This is a genomic window from Streptomyces sp. NPDC050743, from assembly GCF_044456925.1.
Classification (GTDB): domain Bacteria; phylum Actinomycetota; class Actinomycetes; order Streptomycetales; family Streptomycetaceae; genus Streptomyces.
In genome coordinates this window covers 42,892-62,416 of the sequence record NZ_JBITGJ010000041.1, presented here as the reverse complement: position 1 = coordinate 62,416, position 19,525 = coordinate 42,892, and the positions used below count along the sequence as shown (strand labels likewise).

The 19,525-nt window shown below is 72.7% G+C and carries 21 protein-coding genes; 15 read left to right on the top strand and 6 right to left on the bottom strand.

What is annotated here, in order from left to right:
* From ACIBJF_RS31275 to ACIBJF_RS31255, 5 genes are all read left to right on the top strand, one after another.
* On the top strand, positions 1 to 4,803 hold the full coding sequence (locus tag ACIBJF_RS31275) for a beta-ketoacyl synthase N-terminal-like domain-containing protein (protein WP_399178724.1): 4,803 nt from the start codon (positions 1 to 3) through the stop codon (positions 4,801 to 4,803).
* Entirely contained in the window at positions 4,800 to 5,120 is a 321-nt protein-coding gene (locus ACIBJF_RS31270) for an acyl carrier protein (RefSeq protein ID WP_399178722.1), read from the top strand. The genes ACIBJF_RS31275 and ACIBJF_RS31270 overlap by 4 nt, the downstream gene beginning before the upstream one ends.
* A gap of 3 nt (positions 5,121 to 5,123) precedes the next feature.
* Positions 5,124 to 5,924 (top strand): alpha/beta fold hydrolase, encoded by an 801-nt coding sequence (locus ACIBJF_RS31265; RefSeq protein ID WP_399178720.1) that lies wholly within the window; start codon positions 5,124 to 5,126, stop codon positions 5,922 to 5,924.
* Positions 5,921 to 7,102 carry a glycosyltransferase gene (locus ACIBJF_RS31260; RefSeq protein WP_399178718.1) on the top strand — a complete coding sequence of 394 codons (1,182 nt, stop codon included), beginning with the start codon at positions 5,921 to 5,923 and terminating at the stop codon, positions 7,100 to 7,102. The genes ACIBJF_RS31265 and ACIBJF_RS31260 overlap by 4 nt, the downstream gene beginning before the upstream one ends.
* A gap of 80 nt (positions 7,103 to 7,182) precedes the next feature.
* Positions 7,183 to 8,220: a class I SAM-dependent methyltransferase gene (locus ACIBJF_RS31255; RefSeq protein ID WP_399178736.1), complete on the top strand. Its 1,038-nt coding sequence runs from the start codon at positions 7,183 to 7,185 to the stop codon at positions 8,218 to 8,220.
* 77 nt (positions 8,221 to 8,297) lie between these two features.
* On the opposite strand, the gene ACIBJF_RS31250 is transcribed toward ACIBJF_RS31255, so the two are convergent.
* A complete protein-coding gene (locus ACIBJF_RS31250) occupies positions 8,298 to 9,359 on the bottom strand; it encodes a YbhN family protein (protein WP_399178717.1) in 1,062 nt (353 codons plus the stop codon).
* A gap of 251 nt (positions 9,360 to 9,610) precedes the next feature.
* Here ACIBJF_RS31250 and ACIBJF_RS31245 point away from each other — a divergent pair, with 251 nt between their 5' ends.
* A complete protein-coding gene (locus ACIBJF_RS31245; protein ID WP_399178715.1) occupies positions 9,611 to 10,258 on the top strand; it encodes a DedA family protein in 648 nt (215 codons plus the stop codon).
* A 42-nt stretch (positions 10,259 to 10,300) separates the two neighbouring features.
* Here the strand turns inward: ACIBJF_RS31245 and ACIBJF_RS31240 are convergent, their stop codons facing one another.
* Positions 10,301 to 10,828 carry a gamma carbonic anhydrase family protein gene (locus ACIBJF_RS31240; RefSeq protein WP_399178713.1) on the bottom strand — a complete coding sequence of 176 codons (528 nt, stop codon included), beginning with the start codon at positions 10,826 to 10,828 and terminating at the stop codon, positions 10,301 to 10,303.
* 109 nt (positions 10,829 to 10,937) lie between these two features.
* Between ACIBJF_RS31240 and ACIBJF_RS31235 the strand changes: the two genes are divergently transcribed.
* Positions 10,938 to 11,702, top strand: coding sequence for a DapH/DapD/GlmU-related protein (locus tag ACIBJF_RS31235; RefSeq protein WP_399178711.1), 765 nt, complete (start codon positions 10,938 to 10,940; stop codon positions 11,700 to 11,702).
* A 633-nt stretch (positions 11,703 to 12,335) separates the two neighbouring features.
* Here the strand turns inward: ACIBJF_RS31235 and ACIBJF_RS31230 are convergent.
* Entirely contained in the window at positions 12,336 to 13,193 is an 858-nt protein-coding gene (locus ACIBJF_RS31230) for an EamA family transporter (protein ID WP_399178709.1), read from the bottom strand.
* 107 nt (positions 13,194 to 13,300) lie between these two features.
* Here ACIBJF_RS31230 and ACIBJF_RS31225 point away from each other — a divergent pair, with 107 nt between their 5' ends.
* The 7 genes from ACIBJF_RS31225 (at position 13,301) to ACIBJF_RS31195 (ending at position 17,350) form a co-directional block, all read left to right on the top strand.
* Positions 13,301 to 13,873, top strand: a complete 573-nt coding sequence (locus tag ACIBJF_RS31225) for an XRE family transcriptional regulator (RefSeq protein ID WP_399178708.1) — start codon at positions 13,301 to 13,303, stop codon at positions 13,871 to 13,873.
* A 32-nt stretch (positions 13,874 to 13,905) separates the two neighbouring features.
* Positions 13,906 to 14,463 carry a YbaK/EbsC family protein gene (locus ACIBJF_RS31220; RefSeq protein ID WP_399178706.1) on the top strand — a complete coding sequence of 186 codons (558 nt, stop codon included), beginning with the start codon at positions 13,906 to 13,908 and terminating at the stop codon, positions 14,461 to 14,463.
* Between the two features lie 295 nt (positions 14,464 to 14,758).
* Complete coding sequence (locus ACIBJF_RS31215) at positions 14,759 to 15,016, top strand: hypothetical protein (protein WP_399178704.1); 258 nt, start codon at positions 14,759 to 14,761, stop codon at positions 15,014 to 15,016.
* Positions 15,017 to 15,059: 43 nt separating this feature from the next.
* A complete protein-coding gene (locus ACIBJF_RS31210) occupies positions 15,060 to 15,338 on the top strand; it encodes a hypothetical protein (RefSeq protein ID WP_399178703.1) in 279 nt (92 codons plus the stop codon).
* Positions 15,339 to 15,617: 279 nt separating this feature from the next.
* Positions 15,618 to 16,160: a hypothetical protein gene (locus ACIBJF_RS31205; protein WP_399178701.1), complete on the top strand. Its 543-nt coding sequence runs from the start codon at positions 15,618 to 15,620 to the stop codon at positions 16,158 to 16,160.
* Positions 16,157 to 16,702: a hypothetical protein gene (locus ACIBJF_RS31200; protein WP_399178700.1), complete on the top strand. Its 546-nt coding sequence runs from the start codon at positions 16,157 to 16,159 to the stop codon at positions 16,700 to 16,702. The genes ACIBJF_RS31205 and ACIBJF_RS31200 overlap by 4 nt, the downstream gene beginning before the upstream one ends.
* A 423-nt stretch (positions 16,703 to 17,125) precedes the next feature.
* Positions 17,126 to 17,350, top strand: coding sequence for a hypothetical protein (locus tag ACIBJF_RS31195; RefSeq protein WP_399178698.1), 225 nt, complete (start codon positions 17,126 to 17,128; stop codon positions 17,348 to 17,350).
* A gap of 89 nt (positions 17,351 to 17,439) precedes the next feature.
* Here ACIBJF_RS31195 and ACIBJF_RS31190 read toward each other — a convergent pair whose 3' ends face one another.
* Genes ACIBJF_RS31190 through ACIBJF_RS31180 form a run of 3 tightly spaced genes read right to left on the bottom strand, consistent with a single transcriptional unit; the run spans position 17,440 to position 18,588 of the window.
* Complete coding sequence (locus ACIBJF_RS31190) at positions 17,440 to 17,943, bottom strand: hypothetical protein (protein WP_399178696.1); 504 nt, start codon at positions 17,941 to 17,943, stop codon at positions 17,440 to 17,442.
* Positions 17,940 to 18,143, bottom strand: a complete 204-nt coding sequence (locus tag ACIBJF_RS31185) for a hypothetical protein (RefSeq protein WP_399178694.1) — start codon at positions 18,141 to 18,143, stop codon at positions 17,940 to 17,942. Before ACIBJF_RS31185 ends, ACIBJF_RS31190 begins: the two co-directional genes overlap by 4 nt.
* Before the next feature lie 46 nt (positions 18,144 to 18,189).
* Positions 18,190 to 18,588: a DUF6415 family natural product biosynthesis protein gene (locus ACIBJF_RS31180; RefSeq protein ID WP_399178692.1), complete on the bottom strand. Its 399-nt coding sequence runs from the start codon at positions 18,586 to 18,588 to the stop codon at positions 18,190 to 18,192.
* Between the two features lie 170 nt (positions 18,589 to 18,758).
* Here ACIBJF_RS31180 and ACIBJF_RS31175 point away from each other — a divergent pair, with 170 nt between their 5' ends.
* On the top strand, positions 18,759 to 19,055 hold the full coding sequence (locus tag ACIBJF_RS31175; RefSeq protein ID WP_399178690.1) for a GntR family transcriptional regulator: 297 nt from the start codon (positions 18,759 to 18,761) through the stop codon (positions 19,053 to 19,055).
* Positions 19,056 to 19,525 lie beyond the last annotated feature (470 nt).

Genomic DNA, 19,525 nt, shown 5'->3' with positions numbered 1-19,525 from the left:
ATGACGGCACGTCAAACACCCGTTGCCATCGTCGGGATGGCGGTGCTGCTGCCCGGTGCCCCCGGCCTCGACGCGTACTGGCGCAACCTGCGCGACGGAGTCGACGCGATCGGCGAAGTCCCGGCGGGTCGCTGGGACGCCGACTACTACCGGCCCGGCTCGGCCACCGGCCCCGCCGCCCCCGACCGGATCTACTGCAGGCGCGGCGGATTCGTGGACGGCCTCGCCGAGGTGGACGTCACCCGTTACGGCATCATGCCCGCCTCGGTGCCCGGCACCGAGCCCGACCAGCTGATCGCCCTCGACGTGGCCGCCGCCGCGCTCGCGGATGCCGGCGGCGAGGAACGGCTCCCGCCTCGGGACCGGATCGGCGTGGCCCTGGGCCGCGGCGGCTACCTCACCCCCGGCCTGGTCCGCCTCGACCAGCGCGTGCGCACGGCCGGGCAACTGACCCGCACCCTCGGCGAGTTGTTACCCGACCTCTCCGGCGCCCAACTCGAGCGCATCCGCGCGGCGTTCACCGAACGGCTCGGCCCCGACAGCCCGGAGTCCGCGATCGGCCTGGTGCCGAACCTGGCCGCCTCCCGCATCGCCAACCGGCTCGACCTGCGCGGCCCCGCCTACACCGTGGACGCGGCCTGCGCCTCCTCCCTGGTCGCGGTGGACCAGGCGGTCACCGAACTCACCACCGGCCGCTGCGACCTGGTGCTGGCCGGGGGAGTGCACCACTGCCACGACATCACGCTCTGGAGCGTCTTCGCCCAACTGCGCGCTCTGTCCCCGAGCCAGCGCATCCGCCCCTTCCACCGCCACGCCGACGGCATCCTCATCGGCGAGGGCACGGGCGTCGTCGTACTCAAGCGGCTCGCGGACGCCGAACGCGACGGCGACCGCGTCTACGCGGTGATCCGCGGCACGGGCGTGGCCGGCGACGGCCGTACGGCGGGGTTGGCCGCGCCGGACCCGGGCGGGCAGGCCAGAGCCGTGCGCCAGGCCTGGCGGGCCGCCGGGCTCGACCCGGCCGCACCGGACTCCCTCGGCCTGCTGGAGGCCCACGGCACCGCCACCCCGGCCGGTGACGCGGCCGAACTCACCACCCTGGCCGAGGTGTTCGGGCACGCCGAGGGCCAGGGCTTCCGCCCCGTCCTCGGCTCGGTGAAGTCGATGATCGGCCACATCATGCCGGCCGCCGGGGTCGCCGGCCTGGTCAAGGCCGCCCTCGCCCTCCACCACCGCACCCTCCTGCCCACCCTCCACTGCGACGACCCCCACCCCGCCCTCGCCGCCACCCGCTTTTGCACACTGGACCAGTCCCGCCCCTGGGAGACGGACGTCCGGCAGCCGGTCCGCCGGGCCGCCGTGAACGCCTTCGGCTTCGGCGGGATCAACGCCCATGTGGTGCTGGAGGAGGCACCGGGTCTCGGCTCCCCGCCGGGGCAGACCGGGGGTGCGGGTGCGGGGGGCGCGCTTTACGGCCGGGCGGGAGCCACGCGTGCCCGGTCGGTGCCGGACGAGGCGCCCGGTGCGCGCTCGGTGTCCGGTTCCGCGCAGGTCGCCGAGCCCGAGCGGGTCCTGCTGCTCGCCGCCGGGAGTGTGCCCGACCTCGCGGCCGTCCTCGGCGCCGACGACTCTGTCGTCCTCGCCGCCGGTCTCGACCCGGGCGGGCCGCACCCCGACGCCGGTCCGGTGCGGCTCGGGATCGTGGACCCGACGCCGAAGCGGCTCGCCCTGGCCCGCCGTGCGGTCGCCAAGGGGCGTGGCTGGCACGGCCGGAGCGATGTGTGGTTCCGGCCGGGCCCGCTGCTCGGCCCGGGCGGCGGTGGCCGGCTGGCGTTCGTCTTCCCCGGCCTGGAAGGGGACTTCACGCCCCGCACCGACGACATCGCGGCCCACTTCGGCCTCAGCCCGCTGCCCGGCGCGGACGTCCGGGTCGGTGACGTCGGCCGGCACGGTTTCGGAGTCGTCGGGGTGGGCCGCCTGCTGGACCAGGCCCTGCGCCGCATGGGCGTCGTACCGGACGCGGTCGCCGGACACAGCGTCGGCGAGTGGACGGCCATGGCGGTGGGAGGGCTGTACGCACCGGACCAGGTGGATGCGTTCATGGCGGAGTTCGACCCGGACAGCGTCACCGTCCCCGGGCTCACCTTCGCCGCCCTCGGCACCTCCGCCGCGCGCGTCCGCGCGCTGCTCGCCGAGTCCTGGGCGGGCTCCGGGATCGAGCTGTCCCACGACAACGCGCCCCGCCAGTGCATGGTCTGCGGGCCCGGCGCGGCCGTCGCGGAGTTCGTACTATCCCTGCGCGCGCAGGGCGTGATCTGCCAGGTGCTGCCCTTCCGCTCCGGCTTCCACACGCCGATGCTGGAGCCGTACCTGGCGCCCATCCGGGAGGCCGCCGACCGCTTCCGGCTCCACCCGCCGACCGTTGCGGTGTGGTCCGGGACGACCGCCGCGCCCTTCCCCCGGGCCGAGCGGGCGGTGCGTGAGCTGTTCGTACGGCATCTGCTGGAACCCGTCCGCTTCCGCGAGCTGACCGAGGCCCTGTACGCCGCCGGGCACCGCGTCTTCGTCCAGGCGGGCCCCGGCCGGCTCACCTCCCTGATCGCCGACACCCTCGGCGACCGCGACCACCTGACCGTGGCCGCCAACGTGCCCGAACGCGGCGGCATGCCCCAACTGCGCCGAGTCGCCACGGCGTTGTGGACCGCAGGAGCGGCCGTGGCAGGTGCGGTGCCGCCGCAGACCCCAGCGACGGGGGCCACGGTGCCGCCGCACACCGCGCCGACGGTGCCGGCCATGTCCCCGCACATCGCGGCGGCCACCCCCGCCGGGTCGCCGGCCACCACGGCGATCACACCGGCTCTCCGGCGCCGCGCACCCGTCCGGCTCGACCTCGGCGGGGCCCTCGTCTCCCTGGACGGACCGGTACGGGACGCGCTCCGCGCAGAACTGGGCCAGGGACCACATGCCGTGCGCCCCGCGGCCCGCCCGGCCGTCCCGGACCTCGGCGAACTGGACGGCCTCGCCCCGCACTTCCCGGCCGCCGCCGAGCTGACCGCCCTGCTGCGGGACACCGCGGACACGGCAGCGCAGTTGATCGCGGCGAGCGCCCGGCGCGACCGCAGCGGCGCCGCCCTCACGGCGACGGCCCCCGCGCCCACCCCCACCACAACCCCGCCCCCGACCACCACCACCGTCCACATCTCCCCCCAGACCATGCCCCACCTCCTGGACCACTGCTTCTTCCCCCAACGCCCCGACTGGCCGGACGTCGAGGACCGTTGGCCGGTCGTCCCCGCAACCACGATCGTCCGGCACATGATGGACGCGGCGGAGGCGGCGGCCCCCGGCCTGCGGGCGGTCGCCGTGCACGAGGCCCGTTTCGACCGCTGGCTCACCGCCACACCACCCGTCGACGTACCGGTCACCGTCACGGCCGCCCCCGGCCACCCGGCTCGCGTCACCGTCACCTTCGGCCCCACGGCCCGCGCCACGGTCGAGCTCGCCACACGTCACCCCGCACCACCCCCGCCCAGCCCCCTCCCGGACGCCCCGGAACGCCGTCCCGAGCACTCCGCCGCCCAGATCTACCGGGACCGCTGGATGTTTCACGGTTCCGGCTTCCAGGGCCTGACCGACCTCACCGCGATCGGCGAGCGGCACATCCGGGGTGTGATCACCGCGCCCGCCGCGCCCGGCGCACTGCTGGACAACGTCGGCCAGCTGCTCGGCTACTGGATAATGGCGACCCGCACCGAGCGGACCGTCGTCTTCCCTGTGCGGATACGGCACCTGCGGATCCACGGACCGCACCCGGCCCCCGGCACCGAGGTCGGCTGCGTGCTGCGGATCACCTCCCTCACGGACACCGTCCTGGAGGCCGACGCGGAGCTCGCCGTCGGCGGCCGGGTGTGGGCGGTGATCGCCGGCTGGCAGGACCGCCGCTTCGACAACGACCCCACCACCCGGCCCGTCGAACGCTTCCCGGACCGCAACACCCTCTCCCAGGCGATGCCGGGCAGCTGGACTCTGGTGCACGAGCGCTGGCCGGACCTCGCCTCCCGCGAGCTGATCATGCGCAACTCGCTCGGCGGCGCCGAACGGGCCGAGTACGCCGAACGCCCGCCGCGCGGCCGCCGCCAGTGGCTGCTCGGCCGGATCGCCGCCAAGGACGCCGTACGGCAGTGGCTCTGGCGGCAGGGCGAAGGACCCGTCTTCCCCGCGGAACTGCGTGTGTGCAACGACGACTCGGGGCGGCCGTACGTCACCGGCGTCCACGGCCGTGCCCTGCCCCCGCTGGACGTCTCGCTCGCCCATCGCGCCGAGGCGGGCGTGGCGGTCGTCCGGCCGCACACCCCGCGGCCCGGCCCCGGCATCGACATCGAAGAGGTCACCGACCGCGACCCGGCGACCCTCGCCACCGCGCTCGGCCCGGCCGAACTGCGCCTGCTGCGCGTCCACGCGGCGCAGGGCGCGGAAGCCGTGTGGTTCACCCGGTTCTGGGCCGCCAAGGAGGCGGTCGCCAAGGCCGAGGGCGCCGGGTTCGGCGGCAGGCCACGGGACTTCGCGGTACTGGAGGCCGCGCCGGACGGCAGCCGGCTCCTGGTCTCCGGCCGACTGGAACGCGTCTACACCGTGCACTGCGCACCGGCGGCCAACCCGCCCGCCCTGCCACCGCGCACGTACGTGGTGGCCTGGACTACCGGGCCTGGCACCGACGGCGGCCATCCCGACGACGACCATTCCGACGACGGACATTCGGGCGCCGGACACCCCGACGAACCAGCCGAGGAGTACCCCCGATGAACCCCACCCAGCCAGCCCCGGCGCAGCCCACCGCCGGCACCGTGCTCGCCGACCTCACCGGCATGCTCCGCACCGTGCTCGCCGAGTACGGCGACGACGACGTGGTCATCGGCATGTCCACCACCTTCAACCGCGACCTGGAGCTGGAGAGCATCGACCTCGTCACCCTGGCCGGACTGCTGGAGGAGCGCTACGGCCGGCGGGTCAACCTCGCCGAGTTCCTGGCCGGCATGGAGTTCGACGAGATCATCGAGCTGACCGTCGGCCGGCTCGTGGAGTACGTGGTGTGGAGCCTGAAGACCACGCAGGCGGGCTGAGCCATGGCGATGGTCGACGCCGGCGGGATCCGGCTGCACGTCCAGCGCACGGGGCCGGCCGACGGCCGCGTCCCGCACGGCACGATCGTCCTGGTGCACGGGCTGCTCACCGACAGCCTGGCCAGCTACTACTTCACCGTCGCGCTGGCGTTCGCCGGGGCCGGCCTCGACGTCGTCATGTACGACCTGCGCGGCCACGGCCGCAGCGAGCGCCCGCCGCGGGGCTACACCCTCGACCACAACATCGACGACCTGGAGGCCCTCCTCGACCGGCTGGCCGTCACCGGCCCCGTCCACCTCGTCGGCAACTCCTACGGCGGCACGATCGCCTTCGGCTTCGCCGCCCGCCACCCGGAGCGCACGGCCAGTCTGACGCTGATCGAGTCCGAGCCCGCGACCGCGGCGTGGGCGGCGAAGCTCGGCCGCATCCTCGACCGGGTCATGGACCAGCTCGCGTACAACGAGTCCGACGCGATCGCCTGGATCACCGCCCACCGGGGCCACAACACCGCCCGGCTGGCCAAGGGCGCGGCCCGGCTCGCTCGCGAGACCACCCTCGGCCGGGACATCCCGGCCAGCCGGGTGCTGACCGAGGCCGCGATCAGGGCCGTACGCTGCCCGGTCCTCGGCGTGTACGGCGGCGAGTCGGACCTCGCGGACCTGGTGCCGCTGATGCGGGCGCTGCTGACCGACTACCGGGCGGTCGTGCTGCCCGGGTACGAGCACTCGGTGCTGGTGGAGGCGCCGGCGGCCGTCGGCGGGCACGTCCTGGACCTGATCGGCGCCGGGGCGGGGGTCCGATGAGCGCCTTCCTCTTCGTGGTGCCGCCGCTGACCGGACACGTCAACCCGGCCGTCGGCGTCGCCGCCCGGCTGACCGCGCGCGGGCACCGCGTGGCCTGGGTGTGCGCGGATCCCGCGCTGGTACGGCGGCTCGCGGGCGCCGCCGCCGAGGTGTTCGGCTGCGCGGGCGCGGTGCCGGGCGCCGAGGGTGCCGTACGGCCGCCGGACCTGCGCGGCGCTCAGGCGCTGAAGTTCCTGTGGGAGTGGTATCTGCTCCCGCTCGCCGACGCCATGGCACCGGGGGTCCGGGCGGCGGCCCAGGAGTTCCGCCCGGACGTGGTCGTGGCCGACCAGCAGGCCTTCGCGGGCGCCCTGGTCGCCGAACGACTCGGACTGCCGTGGGCCACCTCGGCCACCACCTCGGCGGAGTTCACCGGCGCCTACGACGGCCTGCCCAAGGTCGCCGCCTGGCTGCGGTACCGCCTGACCGAACTGCGCGCCCGCATCGGGGACCCGTCGGGCACCGCCGACCCGCGTTCCTCGCCGCACCTCCTGCTGATCTTCAGCACACCCGAACTCATCGGTCCCCAGGCACCGCTGGCACCGCACATCCACTACGTCGGCCCCTGTCTCGCCGACCGCCCGGCGGGCCCCGCGTTTCCCTGGGAACTGCTGGACCAGGCCCGGGCGAAGGTCCTGGTGACCCTGGGCACCGCGAACGCCGACGCGGGCGGCCGGTTCCTCGCCGAGTGCCTCCGCGCGCTGCGGGAGCGCGCCGACCGGGTGCAGGCGGTGATCGCCGACCCGGGCGGGGCCCTCGCGGTGCCGGCCGGCGACAAGGACGTCCTGGTCCTACCGTCCGTGCCCCAACTCGCGCTGCTGGGGCGGATGGACGCGGTCGTCTGCCATGCCGGACACAACACCGTGTGCGAGGCCCTGTGGCATGGCGTCCCGCTCGTCGTCGCGCCCATCCGCGACGATCAGCCCGTGGTGGCCGCACAGGTCGTGGACGCCGGCGCCGGCGTCCGGATCCGCTTCGGCCGGGTCCGCGCGGACCACCTGGGCGCGGCCCTCGACACCGTCCTCACCGATCCCGCCCACCGGGCCGCCGCCGCCCGGATCCGCACCGCGTTCCGCGCGGCGGGTGGCGCCCGGGCCGCGGCGGCCCATCTCGAACGACTCGCAGCGGAGGGCCGATGAGCGACCACGGCGCGACGAAGGCCAACAGCGCCGAGACCAGCAAGAAGGCCACGAACGACAAGAGCGACAGGGCGGCGCGCATCGCCGCCCTGCGCCCCGCCTATCGGGAGGACCTGGCCGCCGGCACGGGCCGCTTCCTCGCGCCCCGGCGCACCCGCTGCCCCTGGTGCGGCTCGGACCGCCTCACCACCCGCCTGCGCACCACCGACCTGCTCCAGCACAAGCCCGGCCGCTTCACCCTCGACCGCTGCGCCGACTGCGGTCACCTCTTCCAGAACCCCCGACTCACCGAAGAAGGCCTGGAGTTCTACTACCGGGACTTCTACGACGGTCTCGGCGAACAGCGTATGAGCGGCACCTTCGGCGGCCGTGGCGCCATGTACCGGGCCCGTGCCGAGGCGATGCTCCCGCACGACCCCGCCCCGAAGACCTGGCTGGACGTCGGCACCGGCCACGGCCACTTCTGTGCGAGCGCCCGGGCCGTCCTGCCCGGCACCGCCTTCGACGGGCTCGACTTCACCGAGGGCGTCGAACTCGCCGCCCGCGAGGGCCGCGTGGACCACGCCCACCGCGGCGCCTTCCCCGATCTCGCCCCCGAACTCGCCGGCCGTTACGACGTGGTGAGCATGTTCCACTACCTGGAGCACAGCACCGACCCGGACCGCGAACTCCGCGCCGCCCACGACGCCGTACGCCCCGGCGGCCACCTCCTCGTCGAGGTGCCGGACCCGGAGAGCCGCTACGCCCGGCTGCTCGGCCGCTGGTGGCTGCCCTGGCTCCAGCCGCAGCACCTGCACTTCATGCCGGTCGCGAACCTCCGGCGCCGGCTGACCGAGCTCGGCTTCACGGTGGTCGCCGAGCAGCACGCCGCGGCGCACGACCCGGTCGACCTGCTCGCCGCCGTCTGGCTGGCCCTCGACCAGGCCGCCCCACGGGAGGACGCCCCCTGGCTGCCCGAGCCGCCCGGCGCCCTGCGCCGTACCGCTCGCAGCGCACTCCTCCTGGCGGGGGTGCCCGCGCTCATCACGGCGACGCTCCTCGACCGGTTCGCGCTACGCCCCCTGTCCCACCGCCTCGGCCTGGCCAACGCCTACCGCCTGGTGGCCCGCCGCGAGTGACCACGGCACGGCCCGGCACGGGCACCTTCAAGGCCGCATCGCCGACACCCCGGTCGGGCGGATGGGCGGATCGGGGCTCACAGCACCTTGGCGCGGATCAGCGCGGACAGCGTCAGGGTGCCCGGCAGCAGTGGCACCCAGTCGGTCAGCACCCGGTAGCCGATGACCGTCGCCGTGGCCGCCGCCGGCGCGGCACCGAAGGTGATCAGCGTCCACACCAGCGCCGCGTCGACCGCGAACCCGCCCGGCGCCGGAACCGCCCCGACGGCCGTGCCCGCCGCGAGATAGGCGAGCACCACGTGCTCCCAGGGCAGCCCCAGCCCGAGCGAGGCACCGACACAGGCCAGGGTGGTTCCCTGCACCAGCGGCATCGCGACCGCCCCGCCCCACAGCGCGACCACCCGGGAGGGCCGCGTGTGCACCTCCCGCGCATCGGCGAGGGCGGTGCGCAGCAGCCCGGTCACCGGCCGCCGCAACGGCCGTACGACCGTCAGCAGCACCCCCGCCACCGCGACGGCCCCGCCCACGACGACGGCGACCGGAACCACCAGCCGTCCGTCCGGGACCAGATCCCCGAGGCGCCGCCAGGCCGGCGAGGCGGCGAGGAACGCCAGCAGCACCAGCGTCTTCGCGCCGGACTTGGCCAGCGAGTACAGCCCGATCGACGCGGTGGCCCGGGCCGACGGCACCCCTTGGCCCCGCAGGAAGCGCACGGTGACGGCATGGGCGCCGAGCCCGCTTGGCAGCGCGTGGTTGGCGGCGCCCGCGGCGAACTGCGAGGCCAGCAGCAGCCCCGGGGGCACCCGGTCGGGCAGGGCGCCCTGCCGGACGCACGTGGCCGCCACACAGTTCAGGCAGCTGAAACCGGCTCCAGCCAGCAGCCACCCCGGGTCGGCCGCGACCAGCCGCCGGACCCCCTCGTACATCACCGGCCGGTTGGCGACGGCCCAGCCGGCGGCGAGCAGTAGGGGAGCCAGGCACAGGGCCAGCCGTATGTGCCGGGCCGCGAGGGGGGACGTGGGCCGGGGAGCGGAATCGGCACCGGTGTCCGCAGGGGCACCGGAGCCGGCGGGGAGCGGATCCGCCGTCCGGGGACACGGCGGGGAGGGGAGCGAGGGGGACGGAGACAATGAGGACACGGGGACGTCGTCCTTCCGCAGCGGGTCCCGCGGCGGGGACTGGGGGAGGCGGGTCGGGCGATACCGCGGGGAGCCTTCCCCTCCCGCGTGACACGGGGATGTCCGAAAACCGAAGGCGCGAGGGCGGGACGGTGCCGCCGGGCGGGTGCGCGCAAGCCGCCGTTCACAGCCGACCAGGTAGCCTTCCCGTGGGGCGCGCTTTACATGCGGCGGCCCGGCAGGCAAGGACAGCGACAGGGGAGGATCCCGCGGTGCACGTCCAGGAATGGCTCGACACGGTGCCCGCGGCCGCCGTCTACGTCGTGGTGGCCCTGGTGATCGGACTGGAGAGCCTGGGCATCCCGCTTCCCGGAGAGATCATCCTGGTCTCGGCGGCGCTGATGTCCTCCCAGCACTCGGGCGTCAACCCGGTCGTCCTCGGCGCGTGCGCGACCGCGGGCGCCGTGATCGGCGACTCCATCGGCTACGCGATCGGCCGCAAGGGCGGCCGCCCGCTGCTGGCCTGGCTGGGCGGGAAGTTCCCGAGGCACTTCGGCGAGGGTCATGTGGCCACCGCCGAGCGGTCGTTCGAGAAGTGGGGCATGTGGGCGGTGTTCTTCGGCCGCTTCATCGCCCTCCTGCGCATCTTCGCCGGCCCGCTCGCGGGCGTCCTCCACATGCCGTACTGGAAGTTCCTGATCGCCAACGTCCTCGGCGGCATCTGCTGGGCGGGCGGCACCACGGCCGCCGTCTACTACGTCGGCGTGGTCGCCGAGGGCTGGCTGAAGAAGTTCTCCTACGTGGGCCTGGGGGCGGCGGTGGTGCTCGGCCTCGCCACCATGCTGATCATCAAGCGCAAGGCGAAGAAGGCCCAGCAGCAGGCGGACCGGGAGGCAGAGCCGGTCAGCGCCGGGGAGTGAGGCGCCCCGGCAGGGGCGCACGCACCCGCACCCGCGACGCTCCTACTGATGCACGTCCTTGTGCGCCTTGGCCAACTCGGCATACACCGTGCCGTTGAGGGTGACCCCCTGCCGCTCCTCCTGCGTGAGCTCACGCCTCACCTTGGCCGGCACCCCGGCCACCAGCGACCCGGGCGGCACCACCATCCCCTGCGGCACCAGCGCCTGAGCGGCCACCAGTGACCCGGCGCCGATCACCGCCCCGTTCAGCACGGTCGCCCCCATACCGATCAGACAGTCGTCCTCGACGGTCGCCCCGTGCACCACCGCGTTGTGCCCGATGGAGACCCGCTCCCCGACTGAGACCGGAAATCCGGGATCGGCGTGCAGGGTCACGTTGTCCTGCACATTCGCCTGCGCTCCCACGGTGATGCTCTCGACATCGCCCCGAATCACCGCGCCGTACCAGACACTGGCCCCGGCCCCGAGCGAAACGTCCCCGATCACGGAAGCCGTGGGCGCCACGAACGCCTCGGGATCGACCTGGGGCTCCTTGCCCCCGATGCCCACGATCAGCGCCTGCTGTGTCATCACCGTCTCCTCGCATCCGTAAGTACCCGAACGGTACGACAACCGCATGGGGCAAAGATCACAGCAGCCCACCCTCTCGCCGAAGGCAACCGCTGAGTAACGTAAGCCCGTGCCGAAGCCCAAGAACACGTTCTCGTCCTGGCGCCGCCGCCTCGCCCAACGCGCGGTGCACGCGGCCTGGGCCTGGGCTCAGCGCACGGGTTCCGTCACCGCCGACCGTCCCGGCCGCCTGCGCTTCGGCGCGATCGGCGAAGCCACCCGGCTCGCCTTCCCGCTCGGCACCGTCTTCGGCGAGCCCTGGATCCACCTCGGCTCCCACTGCATCATCGGCGAACAGGTCACCCTGACCGCCGGCCTCATGCCGGACCTGGACCTCGGACCCGACCCGATCCTGCGCATCGGCGATGGCGTGGTCCTCGGCCGCGGCAGCCATGTCATCGCGGACACGACGGTGACCATCGGCAGCGACTGCTACTTCGGGCCGTACGTCTACGTCACCTCCACCAACCACTCCTACGACGACCCGCACCAGCCCATCGGCAGGCAGTGGCCCCGCATGGAGCCGGTGGAGATCGGCCCGGGCTGCTGGATCGGCACCGGCGCGGTGATCCTGCCGGGCGCGCGCATCGGCCGGAACGTGGTCGTCGCGGCCGGCGCGGTCGTACGGGGCACGGTGCCGGACCACGCCGTGGTGGCGGGGGCGCCCGCCCGGGTCGTCCGGCGCTGGACGACCGAGCAGGGCTGGCAGCCACCGCTCAGGACACCGGCCCCGGTGCCCATCCCGGCAGGGACGACGCCGGAGCAACTGCGGGCGCTGGCAGAACTGGACGAGGCCGGGATGGCCCGCCTCGCGGAACTGGAAACCGAGGCCTGAGCCGCCCGGAACCGGAGGCCGGAGGCCGGCTCGACCGGGGTTGGAAGCCGTGGGGTGATTCCAGTGGGGCTGGGAGTCGTAGGGTGGGGCGGCTCGGAACCGGACCGGTGGTCGGCCCGGCCGGGCTGGAAGCCGGAGGTCGCTCGGGACCGGAAGCGGGAGGTCGGCTCCGCCGGGGCCGGAAACCGTGGGTTGATTCCGCCGGGCTTGGAAGTCGCGGGTCGGCTGGGACCGGGATCGGAGCGGGAGGTCGGGTCGGCCGGGGCTGGGCGTCGGAGATCGGCTTGGCCGGGACCGGAAACCGTGGGCTGATTCCGCTGGGGCTGGAAGTCGCGGGTCGGCTGGGCCTGGGACCGGAAGCGGGAGGTCGGGTCGGCCGGGGCTGGAAACCGTCGGCTGGTTCCGCCGGGACTGGAAGTCGCAGGTCGGGTCCGCCCGGAACCGGGAGCCGGAGGCCGGCTCGACCGGGGTTGGAAGCCGGAGGTCGGGTCGGCCGGGGCTGGGAACCGTGGCTGATTCCGGCGGGACTGCAAGGCACTGGTCGGGTCAGCTTGGGACCGTGAGCCGCAGGGTGGCTCGGCCTGAACTGGAAACCGTCGGCTGGTTCCGCCGGGACCGGAACCGCAGGTCGGCTCAGCCCGTCGCCAGCAGGAGTGTGCCGAGCAGCGCCAGTCCCGCGCCCGCCGCCTGGATCGCCCGGAGCCGCTCGCTGAGGAAGCCGCGCGCGGCCAGCGCGGTCACCACCGGATACAGCGAGGCGAGGACGGCCGCCACGGTGACCGGGCCGTGCTGCGCGGCCACCGCGTAGGTGCCGTTGGCGGCCACGTCGGCGAGCCCGACGAAGGCCAGCGCGGGCAGCGAGGCCCACGGGAAGCCGCCCTCCGGCACCGCCCGGCCGCCTCGCCGGACGGAGACGGCGAGCGCGGCCCCGCCGACCACGACGCTCGTCACCCGCTGGACGAACAGGGCGAGGAACAGGCCCGTGACGGTGGTCGAGGCCTCCGTGATCAGGGCGAAGACCGTGCCGAAGCCCAGCGCCGCGACCAGCGTGAGCAGGATCGTCCGCCGCTGTACCGGCGCGCCGCGCAGCTGCGGACCGCCCGCGAGGACGACCCCGGCGACGGCGACCGCGATGCCCGCGAACTGGAGCAGTCCGGGCCGCTCGCCGAGGAACAGCCCGACACCGACCGGAACCGCCACACTCAGCGTGGCGAGCGGCGAGACGACCCCCATGGGGCCGAGCGCCAGGGCCTTGTAGAAGGAGAGCAGGGCGATCGGTCCGGCCAGCCCCGCGGCGAACGCGAACCACAGGCGGGGCCCGGCCTCGCTCCATCTGCCGGTGGCGACCACGATCGCGCCGAGGACCGTCGCCGCGATGGCCTGCGAGACGACCACCACCGTCAGCGCGGGCGTACGCCGGGTCAGCAGTCCACCGCCGAAGTCGGCCAGGCCCCACAGAAGGCTGGTGGTCAGGGCGAAGAATGCTGTCACGGCCTGCCTCGCAGTACAGTTCGATGAACGAGCGGGTACACCCCACCGTAGTTCAGTCAAGTGAACTCTGTCATTCCATATATTGAACCCTCATCGATGGATGTGATGTGTCGGACCTCGACCTGCTGACCCAGTCCCTGGCGCGCAACGTCAAGCGCTGGCGCACCGAGCGCGGCTTCACGCTGGACGCGCTCGCCGCCCGCGCGGGCGTCAGCCGCGGCATGCTCATCCAGATCGAGCAGGCCCGGACGAACCCCAGCATCGGCACCGTCGTCAAGATCGGCGACGCGCTCGGCATCAGCATCACCACCCTGCTCGACTACGAACAGGGCCCCGCCGTCCGCATCGTCCCCGCCGAGCAGGCCGTACGTCTGTGGCACACGGACGCCGGCAGCTACAACCGCCTCCTCGCCGGCACGGAGGCACCCGGCCCCCTGGAGATGTGGGACTGGCGGCTGATGCCCGGCGAGCAGAGCCCCTCCGAGCCGCACCCGGTGGGCACGGTGGAACTCGTCCATGTCACCGCCGGCGAGCTGACCCTCACCGTGGACGGCGTGAAGCACCTGGTGCCGACCGGCGCGAGCGCCACGTTCGAGGCGAGCACCTCGCACACGTACGGCAACGAGGGCGACGTACCGATGGAGATGGTGATGGCCGTCTCCGTGCCGCCCGTGCGCTGAACCGCGCCCGGGCGGGCTGTTAGCGTGCGGCCATGCGCGCACCCATCGGAGACTTCGACACCGCCACCCCCGTCCCGGACTGCCTCCAGGAGCTGACCGCCCCGGTCGCCGACGCCGTACGCAAGTGGCAGGGGGCGGTCCCCGCCGACCGCGTCCTCTACGTCGAGACGGACCCGCGCTGGGCCGACACGGCCGTCTTCGTGGAGCACTACGGCCGCGAGCTGCTGGAGCAGTCGGCGAACTGCGTGGTCGTCGCGGGCAAGCGCGGCGGAGAGACCACCCTCGCCGCGTGCGTGGTCCTCTCCACGACCCGGCTCGACGTCAACGGCGTCGTCCGCCGCCGGCTGGGCGCCCGCAAGGCCTCCTTCGCCTCGATGGAGACGGCGACCGGCGAGACCGGCATGGAGTACGGCGGCATCACCCCGGTCGGACTGCCCGCCGACTGGCCGCTGCTGATCGACTCGGCCGTGGTCGACCTGCCCTACGTCCTCGTCGGCAGCGGCCGCCGACGCGGCAAGCTCCTGGTCCCCGGCAAGGCCCTCGCCGAACTCCCCGGCGCCGAGGTGCTGGAAAGCCTCGGGATCGCCTGAGGCCGGCGATCGGCAGATCTGTTCCACGGGTCCTGGAGAGATCCGCAGGTCGGACCGCCACGGGAACGCCGCGGCTGGAACAGATCTGCCCATCACTTCGTCGGCTGCCGACAGCCGGCTGCCGGCAGCCGGCCTGACGCGGGTGCGGTGCGCGTTCAGGAGGCGGTCGTCGTGCCGAGGTACTGTTCGGCGAAGGCCGCCGCCGCGGTCGGTGAGGTGAACAGGCGGCGCAGTCGGGCCGCATTGGACACCCTCTCGGCTGTACGTGTGATGACCGATTGATTCCAATTGGTCTATGAACACCGAAAGCACGCCCAACTCGGACGAGTTGGGCAACGAGGCCGGCTCAAGCCGAGCTCAGTCCGTCGCCGCCTCCTGGCAGGACCCAGCGGTGCGGGAGCGCCGTCAGGCGGCGATGCACGCCAGCAGCCAGACCCCCGAGACGCGGGAGCGCCGTTCCAGCGGGCAGCGCGAGCGGTGGCGCCTGGCTAGGGAAGGCAAGGCCCGGTGCTTCGTCTGTGGGCGCGGACCGGAGAATGACGACGCAGCCTGACAAACGGTTGAGCTTGCCGGGTGCGCAACAGGGAGGGGAACTCATGAACGCCTGGGCCAGAATGACCAGACGAGGCAAGGCCGCAGCCATCAGCGCCGCCGCGGGAGTGGCGCTGTTCGGTTTCGCCACCTACGACGATCTGTCCACCCCGGAGCCGCCGTCGTGCGCCAAGCCTGAGAACCAGGACGGCATCTCGATGAACGAGATGAACAAGTGCCTGGACCAGGTGCACTCGTGGTGCGACAAGAACTACCCGAACGACTCCCTCTGCGCGAACCGGGTCTACGGCTACGCCCCCGGTAAGCCGGGCGACAGCGACTGAGAACTGAGGCGCGCCGGGAGAACGGCCTCCACGAAGTTGGAAGACGTGGAGGCCGGCTCACGCAAACTGCGGCGCCACCGAATCAACACATTTGTCATGATCACACCAATAAGAAGGACGGCAACTCATGAACCAGCCCCCGTACCCGTCGCAGCCCCCGCACTGGCAGCCGCAGCCGCCTCAGTCGCCGCGACGAGGCTGGAGTACGAAGCGGAAGATCTGGACCAGCGTCGGCGTCGCGTTCGCCCCGCCGTCAGCGTCCTCGCGCACGCCGCCAACGTGAAGAACGCGCACCAGGCGGACACGGCAGCCAGCAAGCCCGCCATCACCCACTCGACGGCCGCAACCAGGGCAACGCCATCGACGAATGCCAAGCCGAGGGCCGCCGCGAAGCCCAAGGCAGTGACGAGGACGAGGCCCACGCCCGCAATCGACTACCACGCGGTCAGCAAGCGACTCGACCGAGACGGCGACGACTACGGCGCCTACTGCATGGTGATCTACAGCGTCAACCGCGACGGGACGACACACCTGGCGGCGGTGCTCGACGAGAAGGGGAGGACCGGCCTCATCGAGTTGAGCGCTCAGACGGCCGGTGGCCACTGGTACGACAACTACGACAGCCACGAGGTGGTTGACGCCGACACCTGGAACAACCATCCGTACCCGGGAATGACCCAGACGTTCGAGATGAACGTGTCGGCGAAGCTCAGCAACGTCACGGAGATCAGCGGCCAGCTGCTGCCCGACAACGGCAGCAAGCTGCGCGACTGCGCGGTTGCGCCGATGCCGGGACTCGGCTTGGGGGAGACCAACCAGTGAGCGAGCGTGAGAAGGCACCCGCGTCGGTGATAGCGACGCGGGCACCCGGCGCCAACCGTATCCCGGTGGACGCCGTCCGGGACGAGCTCTGGCGACGGCAGGCCGTCTGCGCGGCTGAGGCCGCCGCCACCCTCAAGCCCGGTGACAGCTTGAGCGAGTTCGTCACCAGGCTGTGGCCGGGCTATGAGCGCTTGGTGGGCTACGTGATGCCCCACCTCATTCACTGCCTGGTCCAGGACGGCGTTCTCGTGGTGGCAGCCGACGGCCGCTGGAACCTCTCAGCTGCCGTCCGGAAGGCAGCTGGTGAGGCTGCCAGGAAGGCTGGCAGCGCAGTGGCATCGGCTGGCAAGGCAACGATGGCAGGGAAGCGAACCGCCTCAAGCGTCGCGAGACTGGCTCTCGTTAAGGCCGACCTGCTGGCCCACCCCGACGACACCGTGGCTGCCCGTGCCAGGCGCCTGGGCCCGCAGCTGGGGCTCAAGGACCGGGCTGCCAGGGGGCAGATCAGTGCCGTAGTCAGTGCCTTGCAGACTGCCGCGTAACCGTTCGTCTGTGAGGTTTCCGGACCGCTCCGTTGCGTGCCTGGCATGGGTAACAATGCCGCTGTCAACGCAAGGAGCGGGCGTCCCGAGGAGCAGTAGTGGCAAGAGACCGCAGCGGCCGGAAAGACAGAATCGCGATTGACCAGCAGGTGACTGGAGCGGATACCAGCCGCATCGTCGGCGCGGCAGTCTTCTTCGGGGCCTTCGCGTGGGGACTGGCCGACGCGACCCACGACTACTCGTGGGTGGCGTTTGCTGTGCTGCTCGTGGCCGGGTGGGTGTGGGATACCCGCATACACAACCGCGTGGCGTTTGCGTGGAACCGCCGCGTGGTGGCGGATAGCGCCGTCGGTATCAGTGGCGCCCCGACCCCCGCGTACAGCACCGGGGGCAGGATCCACGACGGAACTGTCCTCGGCGGCGGTGCCCATCTACACGGGCGGCTTCCACTTCTTCGCGGAGACCGGCAGTTTCGAGCAGTTCCCGCCGGTAGAGATCGTCACGATCGACCGGAGCTTGCCGTACAACCGCATCCAGGTCACCACGACCAGCGCGGTGTGGCCGAAGATCCTGATAGAGCCGCAGAGCTGGAACATCAAGGCGTGGGAGCAGCTCAAGGATCGGGAAACCTACCAGGCAGACAAGTAGGCCCCGCCGCGAGAGCGGCCTCTAACGGGCGCAGACACGGAACTGGCCGGCCTCCACCAGGAGGCCGGCCAGTCGTCGTTTCCGCGTCGCTACGCGCCCGGACCCACCACGCACCGGTACTCGTGGGCGCTGTTCGCGTCCACGAGCGTGCCCTCGATGCTCTTGAGAGCGGTGAGTGGCACGGGCACGTCCATGCTTGTCACGTAGACGGTCTTGCCGCCGCTCGTGTCGGCGTACCACGTCTTGTCGTAGGTCTTGCCCGCAGTGGTGGTCGCCGCCAGCTCCACCGTGGCGGGGCGCGAGGCGAACACCGCCCACCCGGAGGTGTCGTGGTTCGCCCGGTAGCGGATGACGCAGTTGGTGAGGCCGTCGCCCTGGTGGTCGAGACGGGGCAGGTCACTCGGCTGTGCGCTGGGCGTCGGCTTGGGCCTCGCCTTCGGCTTGGCTGCCACGTGGGTGGCCGTGGCCGACGGGCGGTGAGTGGCGGTGCCGCCGCTGCCGTGGGCGGTCGCGTCGCCCTGGGAGCTGGGGCCGCACGCGGTGGCAGCCGCAACCACGCCCGCGACGACGGTCGTTCGCTGGCTGATCCTCACGCTCGGCTCCCCTCGGTCGTCGAGCCGCGGCGCGCCACTCGCCAGGCTCGGTAGAGCCACCGGGCCTCGTCGCAGGTGCTGTTCGCCCAGCCGTCCGCGTCGGTGGTGCGGCACGTCCGGCACCTCAGGCAGTGGTCGAGGAGACGGCGGTACGCGTCCAGGGCGGGGTCGGCGCTGGGGGTGTCGTCGTGAACGATCACGCGCTGCATGTGACCGGGACCCGACCCCGCGTCCTGCCACTGCCACTCAATCCGTGCTCCCACCGTTCTCACCCCCGCCGAGGTTCTCGTAGTGGTCGCAGAGGGCGTTGACGACGCGGGCCAGGTGCTTGGCCAGGGTGAGAGGGCCGCTCGCCGACTCGTCAGCGAGGCGGGTGAAGAGGTAGCGGGCCTCACCGGTGCAGGCGAACGCGCAGGCCCGCGGCACGTCGTCCTCGGGGAGGGCGAGGGCGAGCGCCTCCACCTCGGGCACGGCCAGGGCGACGTGGCTGCGGAGCTGAACGGTGAGCGTGTTCAGCTCGTCGGCGGTGAGTGGCGCGGCGTCCCCGGCGAGGAGCCGGCGGGCGGCGTCCCTCATGGTCTCGACGTCGAGCGGGTAGGGCTCGTGCTCTTCGGTGGTCGGTGGTCGGACGGTACGTTGACTCATGGCGCTCCCTCAGCGTCACCCGCGTCCCGGGAGGTCTAGGCCACCTCTCGGGACGCACTTCTATAGGTTTCTGAAGCGTATCTGCCCTAGAGGGCTATATATAGCCCTAGTCACCTCGCTAGGGCTTCCTGGACGTGCCTGAAGATCCAGGGCGACCTACGGTGACCTGCATGGACGACGAGCGGAGCAAGATCCCCAAGCCGCACCTCGACCCACGTGGCCCTCAGCTGGTCTACGTGGCGATCGCCGACCACCTGGAGGCGCGCATCAGGGCTGGCGAGCTCCAACCTGGCGCCCGCCTGCCAGCGGAGCGCGACCTGGCCGTGGAGTACGGCGTCGCCTACATGACGGTTCGCAGGTCAGCCCAGGTGCTCCGCGACCGCGGGCTCATCGTCACCGTCTTCGGCAAGGGCACGTTCGTCGCCGACCCGCTCCCCGCTGAGCCTGAGACCCAGGGCGAGACGTGACCCACGGGCGCTGAGGGCCTGACGGGCGTGACCGCTTGGCCAGCCAGGGGCGCACCGCGCCGGGTGCCGAGAGGGGCACGAGGCGGAAGGTGTGGACACGCTTACGTACGTGGGGCGAGTGTTCCGAGATATGCGAGACGGACAAACTAGGACAAAAAGGCTTTATCATTTTCGCCGCGCAGATCCTGGCAGTGGAGACCAGTGCTGCTCTCAGGGGCCCCTAGCGCCTTTGGGCAGGGCGTTCGCCACGCTTTTCGTCTCGTCGCTCGCTCACGTCATCGCTCGGTGCGTCGCTACCTCACCCACTCACCTCGACGACGAGTGAGTGAGCGACAACTTTGAGCCTCGCCTGGTCGCCTCGCTCGCCTCTCACCGTCGCTTGCGCGCGTGCGTGTGAGACAGTCCTGGCCGGCCCTGCCGTGCTCCAGGCTCAACTCACCCGGCACTCAGCAAGGCCGGCGGTGCCCACC

What these genes read in the sequence shown, in the direction of transcription:
- ACIBJF_RS31270 (WP_399178722.1), top strand. Translation starts at nt 4,800, where the DNA reads ATGAACCCCACCCAGCCAGCCCCGGCGCAGCCCACCGCCGGCACCGTG.
- ACIBJF_RS31215 (WP_399178704.1), top strand. Translation starts at nt 14,759, where the DNA reads ATGAACACCGAAAGCACGCCCAACTCGGACGAGTTGGGCAACGAGGCC.
- ACIBJF_RS31180 (WP_399178692.1), bottom strand. Translation starts at nt 18,588, where the DNA reads ATGAGTCAACGTACCGTCCGACCACCGACCACCGAAGAGCACGAGCCC.
- ACIBJF_RS31260 (WP_399178718.1), top strand. Translation starts at nt 5,921, where the DNA reads ATGAGCGCCTTCCTCTTCGTGGTGCCGCCGCTGACCGGACACGTCAAC.
- ACIBJF_RS31175 (WP_399178690.1), top strand. Translation starts at nt 18,759, where the DNA reads ATGGACGACGAGCGGAGCAAGATCCCCAAGCCGCACCTCGACCCACGT.
- ACIBJF_RS31210 (WP_399178703.1), top strand. Translation starts at nt 15,060, where the DNA reads ATGAACGCCTGGGCCAGAATGACCAGACGAGGCAAGGCCGCAGCCATC.
- ACIBJF_RS31240 (WP_399178713.1), bottom strand. Translation starts at nt 10,828, where the DNA reads ATGACACAGCAGGCGCTGATCGTGGGCATCGGGGGCAAGGAGCCCCAG.
- ACIBJF_RS31265 (WP_399178720.1), top strand. Translation starts at nt 5,124, where the DNA reads ATGGCGATGGTCGACGCCGGCGGGATCCGGCTGCACGTCCAGCGCACG.
- ACIBJF_RS31275 (WP_399178724.1), top strand. Translation starts at nt 1, where the DNA reads ATGACGGCACGTCAAACACCCGTTGCCATCGTCGGGATGGCGGTGCTG.
- ACIBJF_RS31220 (WP_399178706.1), top strand. Translation starts at nt 13,906, where the DNA reads ATGCGCGCACCCATCGGAGACTTCGACACCGCCACCCCCGTCCCGGAC.